This window comes from Scytonema hofmannii PCC 7110 (assembly GCF_000346485.2).
GTDB lineage: Bacteria > Cyanobacteriota > Cyanobacteriia > Cyanobacteriales > Nostocaceae > Scytonema > Scytonema hofmannii.
In genome coordinates, this window is the sequence record NZ_KQ976354.1 from 5,784,632 (window position 1) to 5,798,261 (window position 13,630).

Annotated in this window: 14 protein-coding genes; 7 read left to right on the forward strand and 7 right to left on the reverse strand. The window is 43.5% G+C overall.

Features of this window, described 5'->3' with window-relative positions:
• Positions 1-6 precede the first annotated feature (6 nt).
• Positions 7-1,581, reverse strand: a complete 1,575-nt coding sequence (locus WA1_RS24030) for a P-loop domain-containing protein (RefSeq protein ID WP_017739994.1) — start codon at positions 1,579-1,581, stop codon at positions 7-9.
• Between the two features lie 1,129 nt (positions 1,582-2,710).
• On the opposite strand from WA1_RS24030, the gene WA1_RS24040 reads away from it, so the two are divergent.
• Complete coding sequence (locus WA1_RS24040) at positions 2,711-4,555, forward strand: GmrSD restriction endonuclease domain-containing protein (RefSeq protein ID WP_272819211.1); 1,845 nt, start codon at positions 2,711-2,713, stop codon at positions 4,553-4,555.
• 57 nt (positions 4,556-4,612) lie between these two features.
• On the opposite strand, the gene WA1_RS24045 is transcribed toward WA1_RS24040, so the two are convergent.
• On the reverse strand, positions 4,613-5,005 hold the full coding sequence (locus WA1_RS24045) for a hypothetical protein (protein ID WP_419183594.1): 393 nt from the start codon (positions 5,003-5,005) through the stop codon (positions 4,613-4,615).
• Between the two features lie 77 nt (positions 5,006-5,082).
• Positions 5,083-5,391, reverse strand: coding sequence for a hypothetical protein (locus tag WA1_RS24050; RefSeq protein WP_017739989.1), 309 nt, complete (start codon positions 5,389-5,391; stop codon positions 5,083-5,085).
• A gap of 45 nt (positions 5,392-5,436) precedes the next feature.
• On the opposite strand from WA1_RS24050, the gene WA1_RS55280 reads away from it, so the two are divergent.
• The 4 genes from WA1_RS55280 (at position 5,437) to WA1_RS24065 (ending at position 9,251) form a co-directional block, all read left to right on the forward strand.
• Positions 5,437-5,616 (forward strand): hypothetical protein, encoded by a 180-nt coding sequence (locus WA1_RS55280; protein WP_148662753.1) that lies wholly within the window; start codon positions 5,437-5,439, stop codon positions 5,614-5,616.
• A 328-nt stretch (positions 5,617-5,944) separates the two neighbouring features.
• Positions 5,945-6,385: a hypothetical protein gene (locus WA1_RS24055; RefSeq protein ID WP_017739988.1), complete on the forward strand. Its 441-nt coding sequence runs from the start codon at positions 5,945-5,947 to the stop codon at positions 6,383-6,385.
• On the forward strand, positions 6,386-8,962 hold the full coding sequence (locus tag WA1_RS24060) for a tetratricopeptide repeat protein (RefSeq protein ID WP_017739987.1): 2,577 nt from the start codon (positions 6,386-6,388) through the stop codon (positions 8,960-8,962).
• A 55-nt stretch (positions 8,963-9,017) separates the two neighbouring features.
• Entirely contained in the window at positions 9,018-9,251 is a 234-nt protein-coding gene (locus WA1_RS24065; RefSeq protein WP_017739986.1) for an NACHT C-terminal helical domain 2-containing protein, read from the forward strand.
• A 27-nt stretch (positions 9,252-9,278) separates the two neighbouring features.
• Here the strand turns inward: WA1_RS24065 and WA1_RS24070 are convergent, their stop codons facing one another.
• From WA1_RS24070 to WA1_RS24080, 3 genes are all read right to left on the reverse strand, one after another.
• Positions 9,279-10,121 (reverse strand): hypothetical protein, encoded by an 843-nt coding sequence (locus WA1_RS24070; RefSeq protein WP_148662754.1) that lies wholly within the window; start codon positions 10,119-10,121, stop codon positions 9,279-9,281.
• Between the two features lie 441 nt (positions 10,122-10,562).
• On the reverse strand, positions 10,563-10,778 hold the full coding sequence (locus WA1_RS24075) for a hypothetical protein (protein WP_017739984.1): 216 nt from the start codon (positions 10,776-10,778) through the stop codon (positions 10,563-10,565).
• A 183-nt stretch (positions 10,779-10,961) separates the two neighbouring features.
• Positions 10,962-11,219, reverse strand: coding sequence for a hypothetical protein (locus WA1_RS24080; protein ID WP_017739983.1), 258 nt, complete (start codon positions 11,217-11,219; stop codon positions 10,962-10,964).
• A 208-nt stretch (positions 11,220-11,427) separates the two neighbouring features.
• Here WA1_RS24080 and WA1_RS24085 point away from each other — a divergent pair, with 208 nt between their 5' ends.
• A complete protein-coding gene (locus WA1_RS24085; protein ID WP_017739982.1) occupies positions 11,428-12,804 on the forward strand; it encodes a hypothetical protein in 1,377 nt (458 codons plus the stop codon).
• A 76-nt stretch (positions 12,805-12,880) separates the two neighbouring features.
• Positions 12,881-13,138 (forward strand): hypothetical protein, encoded by a 258-nt coding sequence (locus tag WA1_RS24090; protein WP_017739981.1) that lies wholly within the window; start codon positions 12,881-12,883, stop codon positions 13,136-13,138.
• Between the two features lie 154 nt (positions 13,139-13,292).
• Here WA1_RS24090 and WA1_RS58195 read toward each other — a convergent pair whose 3' ends face one another.
• Positions 13,293-13,466: a hypothetical protein gene (locus WA1_RS58195; protein WP_017739980.1), complete on the reverse strand. Its 174-nt coding sequence runs from the start codon at positions 13,464-13,466 to the stop codon at positions 13,293-13,295.
• Between the last annotated feature and the right edge of the window lie 164 nt (positions 13,467-13,630).

The window sequence follows — 13,630 nt, forward strand, 5'->3', positions numbered from 1 at the left end:
GGCTGTCTACTCCGTATCCAATAAGTAGTCAGCAATGCGTTCATTCACTTTTTGAAATAGCTTACGCTCTGAGTTCAAGACCCGTTTTTCTTTCAAAAAGTCAAGATAACTTGCATGATAAATACTGTAGCAGGTTTCTCCTTCTATTTCTTGCTTCGTCAAATACTCAACCCACTCATCCAAAACTGACTGCACATCATATTCATCTTGCCCTGCAATTCCTGCAATCATTTCACAAGGAATTGCCATTCCGACTTCAACAAGAATAAATAGAATAATCACCTTTGCTTCCTGGGGTTTTTCATTCATCCCCATCAGCTTCCAATGCTGTTGATAATAGTCCTGTAGTCCATTGGGTAATTGCTGTAAAGTCAGGTCATTGTAAAAACCTCGAGCAATTGCTGGTAAAAGATACCGCAAGTACATAAAATTATTTTGACTCTTTTGAGCTATTTGCTCAACAAACGCTTCAGGAGGGATGTTACACGATTGAATCCACTTTTTTAGTTCGTATTTATGTTCCGGATCGTCATTAAGAAAAAAGCGAATATATTTTTTCACATCATTTAAACTGAAATCCACGTACTGACTCGCTCTTAAATCTAGCTCTTCTACGGGAACGCCTGGGGATACAAACAACCGTTTTGTTTCTACAGTATAGGGGCGTCTCGTCAGCAGAAAATAAACTTGCTCTGGAAGAGTGGTAGGTAAATAGAGAAGGTTATCCCCTGACTTCTGCTCTTGTTCTACTTCATCAAGAGCATCCACCACAACAATCAAACGTTGATTGGGAAGAAGCGTTTTGCTGGCTTTTTCTAGTAAAGTAGGCAAATCTGTTTTTTCCGAATTCTGTAACTGATAGCGCTTAATCAATTGTTGGCGAATGCTTTCCAAAAACTGTTCTGGTTTATTACGTCCCTCAGCACGAACATTAAAATAACAAGGAGACTTGTAGTCAAAGACATACTTAGCAGCGATCGCACTTTTCCCCATTCCTGCATCTCCCACCACCGTGAAGTAACCGTTGGGCTTATTTTGCAAAAACCGAGCAAAAGAGTCAAAAACAAACTGACGACCGCAAAATGCTCGAATCTTTTCTGTTATCAACGGTTTAAATTCTTCTGGATACTCATCTAGCCGCCAGTCCGGATAAGGTTGGAAATCTGATGATTTCGTCTGTTGTGCGACTTTAATAAAGGCTTTGCCAAATTCTTCTAACTCAGAACGAACTGTGATTCCAGCTTCTTGTATCTCTTCTCCCAAAGGATTCCAATGCAGAAATTGTTCTACTTTCTTTAGGAATCCAAACGGCTCGTTGGAAGTGTAGGCTTGCCAGAAAGCGTCTTTTATCTCTTTTTCTCTAAACAGTTTTAGAATTGCCTCAGGTTTATATACACCATATTCTACCAAAGCATAAGCATAAACACCATCAACATCCTTTGGCGGTTGTGTGGGGTTAAGTCTTAACTCTTTTAAAACTTTGATAACATCTTCGTGACGCTGGGCTTGATGGATCAGGGCTTTTGTTGCAGGACTGGCAAAAGGTTGGATGGCTTTAAAGACTGCTGACAAGTCAAGCATGAATTTTAATCTTAAGAAGTTACTTTGGGAATTCGGACTTTATATTTGCTTCAGCTACGCTAGCTTCTTTTTCGGATAAACAACTTGAGACAAAAAATAGGTTTTTGAGCCAATTTTTTTCCAGAATTATAGCTCCTTTTGGCATCAATAGATATCAGTTTAATGTTTTCTTAATAGAACACTTCTACATACAGGAGAGTACGGAAATATTTATCTAGAGTTGTATCTTGTATAAATTATTGCATTACCATAGATATTTTGACATTTGAGCTAGTCTGTGGATGAAAAATCAAGCGCTTATCAAACTCATGAACCCCTGGTTTCTTACGAGTCCGGTATGATGCTTGAGATGCAATTGAAGAGAGTGACGAAATGCCAGTAACGAAAATTGGGAGAAAGCAAGGTACGCAAACGAATTTCGCGTCGAGCTTGATTTCGTAACAGAGGTATCAACGCATACTAGGAGAGTACTGAACGCTGCTCAAGTTTCTTGAAGTCAAACTACGCTTTTGGGCGTGCAATAGCAGACCGCTGCAAGCGATCGCGACATCTGACGATATTATGTTATTGGAAAACGCTATTATAAGCATCAAAATTTTCAAATGTCTGATTCTGAAAGAGATGCCAAGGTATGTGAACCTATCCCACTATTCTAAAAATGCCAAGTTGTTGGAGTAAAATGTGCTTGAAAAGGTTTATTTTTCGTTTTGATTTTTAAGCTCTCCAGCACAAATCTTATTAGTGGGATAGGTTCATAGAATTCCCGCACCTTTATGCGATCGCTCAAAGAAGGCAATTGTCTCTATTGACTGGCAGCAGCAACGTATTTTTCATCTCTTTGATTTTTAACCCCCGCAACTGAATGCGATTTTCAGTAACTCAGAGCGATTTGCATTCATCAGCAGCGCCCAAGCGATCACATACAGAATTGGTCGCGAGTCACGATCAATTCTCTTCAAACCCCCTTGCTCTACAGACAGGGGCCACTTTACGCTGACTGAGAGTACAGACTTACTGTTGTAGGTGATATTCCGTTCGTCAAGTGAGCGATCGCACCCACACAAGTTTTTTACTTTGACACCTTTGTAGTACCCAACCATTCATGATGGCAGCAATGGTAGAACACCAAATGAATTCAATCTCTACCTTTGATATCACTAAATATTTTCTTCTTGATATGATGAAGGACATCAAGACCGGACGCATTCAACTTCCCGATTTTCAAAGAGATTGGGTTTGGGATGACATTCACGTGCGTCGTGTCCTAGCGAGTATATCTCTGGCTTATCCGATTGGCGCAGTCATGATGCTCCAGCAAGGAAACCAACAGCAACAATTTAAACCTCGCCTCGTGGATGGAGTCATTGCTCCGGAGTACCCTACACCTAACTTGCTTATCCTTGACGGTCAACAACGCCTCACGACTTTGTTTATGGTATTACTCTCCGGGGAACCCGTTGCGATTAAAGACCAAAAAACCCACAAACTGATGAAAAAGTGGTACTACCTCGATATTCAAAAATGTTTGGACTCAAACATCGACCGTCGCAGTGCCATTGTTGCCTTACCGGAATCAAAAAAAATGCGACTGAAAGCTGGGGAAGTTATTGATTGTTCAACGCCGCAAAAAGAGTATGATGCACTCCTGTTTCCCCTATCCAAAATCTTTTTCTTTTCTGAGTGGAGAAGTAAGTATTCCAAGCATTGGCAATACAATGCTCAAAAGCTCGAACTGCTCGATACCCTAGAATTAGAAGTCCTGAAGAAATTCGAGCATTACCAAATCCCGGTGATTCAGCTGCGCGATTCGCTCCCGAAGGAAGCGGTTTGCCAAGTATTTGAAGATACTAACACTGCAGGATGCGATCTCAATTACTTTGACCTGATGAGTTCTAGCTATTGTGCTGGTGACTTTAGTTTGAGAGATGATTGGAAGCAACGCGAAAGCTACTTTCAATCTTTTAGAGTTTTGCGTAAGCTGAGAAATACAGATTTTGTACAAGCGGTTACCCTTGTGGCTAGTTATAGTCGGCGGATGGAGGCTTTGAAGCAAGGTTGGAATTTGGATAAATTACCAGCGGTCGCTTGTAGCCGCTCGGATGTTTTAAAACTGACGAAAGAAGAATATCAAACGTGGGCTGACCCCATTAGCAAAGGCTTTGAGGAAGCGTCGCGTTTTTTACACGGGCAAAAAATTTTTGATGCTGACGATCTGGCTTACCCCATCCAACTGGTGGCTTTGAGTGCCATTTTTACAGTATTGAGGGAGCGTTCCCATTCTTCGGAAATGCGCTCCATACTCGAACGTTGGTTGTGGTCGGGAATGCTTGGTGAAATTTATACCCGTTGGCACGAAATGCAGGCAGGGCGAGATGTCATAGAAGTGCCGGATTGGCTGGGGGGCGGTTCTCTACCTTCTACCATTACTCAAGCCAGTTTTTCTGTCGAACGGCTTCTGGGTGCGAGGAAGCGATACGGGGCATTTTACCAGGGTTTATCGGCTTTATTGCGGCGGGAGGGGGCAATTGATTGGAGTACTGGCGAGGCCATCAATGATGTGGTTTATTTTGAAGAACAAATTGATTCCCATCACATATTTCCCGTTGCGTGGTGTAAAAAGCAAGGTATCGATCCCAAAAAGTATAACTGCTTGGTCAACCACACCCCTTTAAGTGCAAAAACGAATAAGAAGATTGGCTCTAAAGCACCTTCAGAGTATCTCAAGCAGTTTGAATTAGGAGGAACATCAGCAGCGAAACTCGATGAAATGCTGCGCTCGCATTTAATTGAACCAGCCACTTTACGGCGAAATGACTTTGAAGGATTTTTCCAAGCGCGGACAAAGGCGTTGCTGGAGTTGATTGGAAAAGCCATGGGTAAGCCTGTCAGCTTGGAATTGTTTGGGGAATTGACCGGGAATGAGGTCAACGGCAATTTGAACGGCAGATTGCATCCAGATATTGTAACCGGGTGAGCGGTTGACTTTAATTCTCACTTTGCAGTTTGGGCATTAAACAGCAGTTGCTATCAATTACTCACAAGGAAAGTCGGGCGGTAAGGTAATGATTCCATTAACAACGAGTTGTTTGAATTGATTGATCAAGTCAGCTTGACGCAGCATACGGGTAACGTATTTTGGTCGTCGATGAAAGTTTGTCCCCCAGTCTTTAATGGTTTTCGGGCTGATACCCGTAACTTCTGCCAAAGCATTGATACAAACTTTGCGATAGTTCTTACCTGGTTGTGGAATCACCCAACGACGGCAGTACTCCATTGGTTCTAGGGGTAACTGGCGAATGGCGTCAAGTCGATGATTGTTTATTTGGGAATGGCTCCCGGCGTGCATCCTTAGCGATCGTGAGTTGTGACAGACAGCAGCAGGAAGTCTCAAAAGATTGCGAACACCTCCAGTTGTACTTCCCAATTAGTGCCCGGTTTAGAAACCAAGTTAAAAAATTTTGGTCTTTAGTACAAGAGTTTTAGTCACAAATCGCGACTAAATTATTTTTGAGGAAAGTCAGGAGGTAAGACAATTTGTCGGATTTGGTTGAGCATATCGGCCATGCGTAGTATGTGGGCTACGTAGTCGGGTCTCCTCTCAAAATTCTGTCCCCAATTGCCAATAGTTCTGGGGCTAAGCCCTGTTGCCTCAGCTAAGGCAGCAATGCAAGCTTTTCTGTAGCCCCGTTCGTCAGGGGACATATCAATCCATTTTCTGCAATATTCCAATGGCTCCAAGGGCAGCTTACCGAGCGCGTCGATTCTATATTGAGTTGTCTGGGGACTCGTGTCCATCACCCCATCTGTCATTTCTCCTAGCTTTAGTCACGCTTCGTGACTTTTGATAAGACGTGAATGATGAGCGTTTGTGCGATCGCATGGGGTGTTCTGCCCCCGGTGCGCTACCGCTCATCGGGCAAGTTTCTCTGGAAGCTACGGGCGATCGCGTTCCTTAACTCCTTTTTCGCTGAAGATCGACACCGCCACTCCCTATCCTTAAGTTCGGGTAAAGAACTAGCCATTCGATTGACTTGAAACTGACTGTAAGACTAGTACAATTCGTTAGAAGTACGGAGGCAGAGGCAGAAGGCGCAAATGCTTTTATTGTAAGCTTTTTGTCTGTTAAGAATAGTTGCCTTATTTTTGACTCAAAGTTGGTAAAATACTCCTAGTTGGTGAAGCCACTCCACGAGAAATTAAGACTCTTCGCCATGTATTCCACCTAAATGCCCTTTCGTGTAATGCTGCATTACTTATCAGTCGAAACTTAAGCTATAAGTTTTTACCTCAATTACGGAATTGAGAACTAAAATCATGTGGTAGTAAGTAAAGTAAATAAGATGCCATTTTTATGAGGTAGCACATGGAACCACTAACTGCTGGGGCGATCGCTGTTGGTACTATAGTTGCCACTAAAGTTTTAGAAAAAACAACAGAAAAGGGAACAGAAATCTTATTGGACAAAGCTGGTAAGTTCTTAGTTACCCTGAAGAAACACTCTCCCAATACTGTAGTTGCGATAGAGAAAGCACCCTCTCAACCACTCGATTACGGCAAAGCGCTACTGGAAGTAGAATCTGCGGCTAAGGCTAATCCTGAAGTGGCTGAAGCTGCACGGGAATTAGCAACAGCAGCAGAAATTAATCCACCATCAAACCTGGCTGAAATTCTAAGGCAGATAAAAGAAGCTGTGTCCAAGTCTCAAAAATCATATCCTTCAAGTTTTATTCAAAACATCGAAAAAGCTATTAATGCGGCTCAAAACCAAACCATTGACCAAAGCGGCAGTACTTTCAATATTTGAGTGGAGTCGCCTGAATGGGAACGGGTAAAGTTAAATCCCCCAAATAATCTTCAGTTTTCAGGAACAGCCAACTTTGTAGGGCGAGCACATGAACTGACTATCTTGCATGAAAAGTTTCAAAGAACGGGTGCTGTAGCTATTTCATCTGTTGCTGGTATGGGCGGAGTTGGTAAAACTGAACTGGCGGTTCAATATATAAAACAGCATGAAGCCGACTATGCTGGTGGTATTTGCTGGTTATCAGCTAGAGAATCAGATGTAGCAGCGAGTATTGTGCAGTTCGCACAGCTACATATGAAATTGGAAGTCCCACAGCAGGATTTTCGTGGAAAGGTGCTGAGTCTGACTGAACAAGTAGAATGGTGCTGGCAGCATTGGCAACCACCAGAGGGAATCGCATTAATCATATTAGATGATGTTACTTCTGTGGGTAATTATCGGCATCTACTACCAAAAAGTAACCGTTTCCGTATATTAATGACAACACGGGTGCGAAATTTAGACCCGAATATTGACGAGATTTCCTTGGATATGCTGTCTCCACAAGAGGCGTTGCAATTATTGATAGCAATCTTTGGAAATAAGCGGGTAGAAAAGGCAATTGATGTAGCACAACAACTGTGTGAATGGTTGGGATACTTGCCCTTGGGTTTGGAATTGGTAGGAAGGTATGTGGCGAAAAAACCGCCTAACTGGACTTTAGCAAAAATGTTGCAACAGTTGAAACAGCAGTCGCTCACTAATACTGCCATAAATCAGGAGTTGCAACGAACTTTGAGTACAGCACAGCGTAGTGTGTTAGCCGCTTTTGAATTAAGCTGGCAGGAACTTTCACTTCCAACACAGCTTTTAGCTGCATTATTAAGCTTGTATGCACCAAATATCATTGCCTGGGAATGGGTGGAGTCTACAGGTGAATTGCTCAATTGGAGTTCGACTGATATCGAAACAGCAAACGAGCAACTGTATACACTTCATTTGATTCAATCAGTAGAGGATACATCTGGTGAGTATAAAATTAGACTTCATTCCTTAATTCGCGAGTTCCTGAAACTGAAGCTAGCAGCATCACAACAAGCTGATGATTTAAAACGGGGTTTTGTAGAGGCAATGGTGGCGATCGCTCAAGAAATTCCCGATTATCCAACTAAGGAGTTCATTAAGTCGGTGAAAGATGCTATCCCACATTTAGCAGAGGTAGCACAAAATCTGAGTGATATAGTCAGTGATGAAAATTTAATTTCAGTTTTTAATGGATTGGGTAGATTTTATGAAGGACAGGGTTTATATGTGCTGGCTCAACCATGGTTAGAGCAATTTGTATCAGTAGTCCAATCCCGTTTGGGAGAGGAGCATTCGGATGTCGCTACCAGTTTCAACAACCTAGCTCATCTTTACTCAGACCAAGGAAGGTACGCAGAAGCTGAACCACTCTACATCAAAGCTTTGAAACTATGGCAACGCCTGTTGGGAGAGGAGCATCCCGATGTCGCCAGCGGTTTCAACAACCTGGCTTCTATCTACGAATCCCAAGGAAGGTACACAGAAGCCGAACCACTCTACGTCAAAGCTTTGGAACTAAGGCAACGCCTGCTGGGAGAGGAGCATTCCGATGTCGCCCAAAGTTTCAACAACTTGGCTTCTATCTACGAATCCCAAGGAAGGTACACAGAAGCCGAACCGCTCTACATCAAAGCTTTGGAACTAAGGCAACGCCTGCTGGGAGAGGAGCATCCTCTTGTCGCCACCAGTTTCAACAACCTAGCTAATCTCTACGCAACCCAAGGAAGGTACGCAGAAGCCGAACGACTCTACATCAAAGCTTTGGAACTAAGGCAACGCCTGCTGGGAGAGGAGCATCCTTTTGTCGCCCAAAGTTTCAACAACCTGGCTTTACTCTACTCAGACCTTGGAAAGTACACAGAAGCTGAACCACTCTACATCAAAGCTTTGGAACTGTTGCAACGCTTGCTGGGAGAGGAGCATCCTCTTGTCGCCAAAAGTTCCAACGACCTGGCTTTACTCTACTCAGACCTTGGAAAGTACACAGAAGCCGAATCACTCTTCACGAAAGCTTTGGAACTAAGGCAACGCCTGCTGGGAGAGAAGCATCCCGATGTCGCCCAAAGTTTCAACAACCTGGCTTATCTCTACAATTTCCAAGGAAAGTACACAGAAGCCGAATCACTCTTCACGAAAGCTTTGGAACTCAGGCAACGCTTGCTGGGAGAGGAGCATCTAGATGTCTCCATCAGTTTCAATAACCTGGCTTCTCTCTACTCATCTCAAGGAAGGTACACGGAAGCCGAACCACTCTACATCAAAGCTTTGGAACTGTTGCAACGCTTGCTGGGAGAGGAGCATCCTCTTGTCGCTCAAAGTTTCAACAACCTGGCAGGACTATACAAATCCACTGGACGTTACACTGAAGCAGAACTGTTGCACAGTAAAGCATTGAAAATTTGTGAGCAACAGTTAGGTGTGGGTAGTTCAATAACAATAGCAGTCAGAAAAAATTATGCAGTTTTTTTGCATGAGTATGCAGAGTTTTTGAGAAACAAACTAAGTGCCAGTTGAGTATTCCACGAAGGAGCCAAAAGGTAGAATAAGTGGCTCAAAGTATTAATTTCTCGTGAAGTGGCGTCATCAATATGGAGCATATTACCATGGAAATAATCGTGAATTGGAGCGCTCGCTACGACCACTTCAAAACCAACTTCCCGATCCCAAAAATCAAAAAGCTTACAAACAATGGTGGCTCTCAAACGGTCAAGCTTGGACTGAGCAACCTAGGAGTGTGACGATCTCTCATCGCAACATCGGTCACGATTGGCAGTTTACCGACTCTCAGAAAGATCGCTCTTAGCCTCAACTTCCCACAAGCCTACCGCAATCAAGGTCTCGTGTGTTGCTTGCACAAATGCTCCATCTCAAGAGCAATCGCATCCCACGGAGCAAAACGGCTGCGTACCAGCAACCAAACGTCCTCATCAAAGCACCTTTCATAAGAGCGCGATCGCCTGTTCCACCCGATGCGTCCAAAAAACTTAACGTCGTAGGGCTGTGGTTTCCACAGTCCTTTGTAACGGTTCCAAGTTGTTTCCAGGCAAGTTGGCTGCAGCACGCTTGAAACTTGTTCAAAGTCTTTTCTCCTGAATGCTGCAACACCCTTAAATGCATGGTTAAACAACAGCACCATATTCAATCCCAAATGCTTGGGCAAACACTGTTCTAACTCCTCTCTAGAGTGAGGCTCGCGACCGTCGGGCAAATACATCCTGTTGCACAGTTCGCTCTCAACCGCTTCATAGGCGAGCAGCATCCTTGGAAAGTCAATCGCTCTCAGTTCTGGGGGTTGAGTCGTAGTCCCTTCTATCTGTGGCACAAAATTAAACAACCGCAAGGTATCGCGCATAAATTCCCGACATCGGCGGATGGAACGAGGGCTGAAATAAGCTCCTTGCCAGTGCGTTTGGAGGTAGTCTGACAAATACAATACCGCGCCCGTAATCGTTAGCTCTCCGGCGGCTGAGAGTGCTACTAAATTCTCAAATTTGGCAGCGTCTATAACTAACTTACCGTCTACTTTGTCAGCCGCTGCATAATGTCTAACAATGCAGTAGGCATAGAAATTTAACATCCCTGCTAGCTGCAAAAGTTTGGGGGTTGAAAGGGCAAAAATTGCGTTTCCTACCTCGATCCGAATGTCCTGAATCTCTTGTGGTAATAACATCATGATTGCTTGATTAAATGATGTGACCCACAAAAGACAACTTTCATATCTACTCCCACGAGTGAATAAATTTTGGTTGTTGGTTCTCTTTTTTTAAAAAATTCTTGACTGGAAATTATTTAAGAGAGAGATAGTTAAGAATTGTCTTTTGTGGATCTGTCCGGTTTGATACAGAAAAATCTCAAAAATCAAAATTGACAAACTTTTATTAAAATTGAGGAATTACGTCGTTTGTATTGACGAACAAAATCGAACCCCATGCACAGCAAGCGGAGATTTGAGCTTTTTAACGCGATCGTATGAGTTTGAAGTGAATAACTAGCCCCCACTGAAGCTTGAGATACTATAGCAGTGGGGGTTTTGATTGACTGCTCTCTGTTTTCTAGGCGCTCTAAACGCTCTAGAATGCGTCGGTTTTGCTGGGAATACAGAGCGCGATTGCTCTTACCTAAGATTTTTTAGTTCGTAGGTGCGAGTTTGGCATGCCAACACCGAATCGCGCCAAGGTTTTAGATTGATTGCTTGCCTGATGTACAAAATTTTTCCTTCTTTGGAAATGGAAAAGTACACGACTGGTATGTCTGATAACTTACCCCTGCTTGCCAGTGGGAGTGATGGCAAGTCCAAGAGGTTGATTTGTTCGATTGCGATCGCGTTCATCTGATAAACTCAACTTGTCTTGTATTGATATTACAATACTTTTTCAATACAAGCGAATTTTCACTAAAAACAGTTAACCCGCCGAATCACTGGCGGGTTTTTCTTGGTTAAGCAGTTTTAACAACTGAGCGTGAACTTGCCTGAGAGATTCAATTTCTTGCTTAAGCTCCAAATTTTCTTCTCTCAGGCTGACGTTTCCCCCACTAGTCGAGCATTCTCAATACCTACCTTTCTTTCCACTATCTCCAATCGCTTAATCACTTCTCCCAAATCCCATTTTTTGACCTCCTCTGTCTCAGCTTTCAAGTAATCGTCAATGAATTGCTTAAGAACTGCTGTTACTGTTTTTCCTTCTCGTTCCAGTTTCTCACTGAACGCTGTTTTCGTTTCAGGGTCAATCTCAATCGATATAAAAGTTCTTTGCCTCTTAGTCTTTGTCATGCATTTTCCTCAAGTGCTATCCCCAATCTAGTCTTTGCCAAACGTGTATTGCAAGGTATTGAAACTTTGTATCGTTATGTATTGACTATGTATCGTAATATAGGGATAATGGACATACAAAACAAAAGGCGCTGCCCCCGTCCTGGAAAAACGAAGCAACGCCTCTTGTGAAATCCTAAATCCCAAATAAGGACTCAGTAAATTAATTATGACTCACCCAATTTATAACGAACAACAACTTTCTGTTAAGTGCCTTTCCGAACTAAGAGATCTCTATACCGAACTCGGTTGCACTCGCGCTGTAGAGGACAAGAGAGCCAAGCAGTCTTGGGCTACAGCCATCCTCTGCTTTCAGGAAGAACGAGTCGCTAAACTCGAGCTTCAACTGGAAGAAAAAACTTGTGCAACTTGCTCAAAATTCGATGCAGTTCGCGGTTGCTGCAAGTTGTTCGAGATGGCTGCCAAGCCCCACTGGGCAATGACTTCCGACTGCGTAAACGCGATTTCAACCGAGCAAATAGAGGTGGCTGAAACTCTTCCCCAACCCTCTGTACAACCAACCGAAGTGAGGGAAGTTGAGGCAGTTGAAAGCGTTCTTGAAGTCCCATCCACTGAAGTTCAAACTGAACCCGCACCCGGTTACAAATTTGCACTTGGCAATGGCTTCACCTTCTACCAAAAGCAGTGCGATGTTCCGTGTTGGATTGCTTGCAAAAACAGCTACCGTACCATCGCTTACCCAGAATTGGCTGATGCCGTTTGTGAAGCGTTGCGGCGGTTGGTGAAAGAGGGTATTGTTGGCGCTGGTGAACTTTTGCAAATCCATACCGAAGCGAAGAAAATCAAAACACAACTTACCTCAGTTTCATCTGGTGACTTGACCTTCAAACAAATTTCTTCTTTCACCTATCAAGTCTTTAACGGGTTACTGGATATTGGCTTAATTCATTTCACAAACAATAGGCGCTGGATGACTGACCTCGTTTGCGATCGCACCGAATACAGTACGCCCTACGAAGCGGCAGCAGCACTCGCACAATCCGGATTGGGGTTAGTTGAAGAAGGCAGGAGGCAGAGGCTTGATGGCAGAAGGTTCTTAAAGGCTGCGGATTCAACTCTATCTGAATTAAGCAACGCCAAAGTCGTTGGGATATTGGATTCTTGTTCGCTTGAGCCACGGGTTTCAGGCAAAGATATCCCTTCTGCCTTCTGCCATCAAGCCTCTGCCTTGTTTAATAACGATTTGCTAGATAAACCATTTACCGAACTCACGACCGTTGAATGGGATTCCATAAAGCAAAGGGTTTCGGCTGAAGTCTCTGAACGGATAGAAGAACTGTTGGAGTTGGTTGAGATAGAAGGAGATCCCGATGAAGACTTTGGCACTCTCTATAAGCTGTGGCACGGGATGAAATTGCTGGGCACTTTTTACCGGACTGTTTTTAGTGGTAAGTGGGTCGCCCGACCAGCGCAGACTAACGACGTTTTCCTTGACTGCAAAAGCGATGAAGATGCGAAGTACTGGATTCTTTATCACGAAGTGACTGGCTCGCTCGGCAGTGACGTAGTTATTGCTGCCAAATAAATAATTCCCACTAACACATGGGATGCGGACTATCCGCATCTCTCTCGATCCCCAAACAAATAACTTCAGGTGAACTATGTTGACCCAAAATTTTGTCTCCAGTAACGACGATCCAAATACAGCCGAATCGGCATCTCAAGTCACTACCGAAATAGCTTCAAATCGAGAACCCATAAAACACATGCTCATTGGTTCTCCCAAGACTGTCACCAGCACAATTCACGCCTTACAAGTCCTTGGCTATGCCGAAGTTGGGGCGTGGAGTCCTTTGCTACCAACGACCAACCCCGGTGAGGTGATGAGTCTTTTAATTCGTTATATTTTGGTGCAGTAGTTTTTTTGACTGTAACACATCAGTCACTTATACCCCCAAAACCATTGGGGGTTATTTTTCTACGTCCTCTTAAAGAAAAGACCGTGGTGCGATCGCGACAATTCTTCGTCCCAAACCAAGACGGGGAATCTCCTTGCAATGTCAAAACCCATCCTCAATCTTCCAAATACTTTTCACCAGTCTCAGACTCTTTTTTTTTCAACCAGTCTCTAATTGCCTCCTCTAAAGCCGCTGTTTGGGTGACTTCCAAACGAGCACAAGCCACTTCAAAGACAATTTTTAAATTTTTGGGTATTCTGCCGCGAACTTCTCTTGTCTCTTCTGCCATTTAAACACGAAACCTTATTTCGGGCTTAATTGTTGCACAGTATATGAACAAAAATTAAGTTGCGCTAAAAAGCTCTTGCGCTATTGCGCGTTTGCGCTCATAATAAAAGCGATAGTTAAAATCATCTGTTTGTAGAGTCTGCTTCGTCACTACAAAAAATTTTC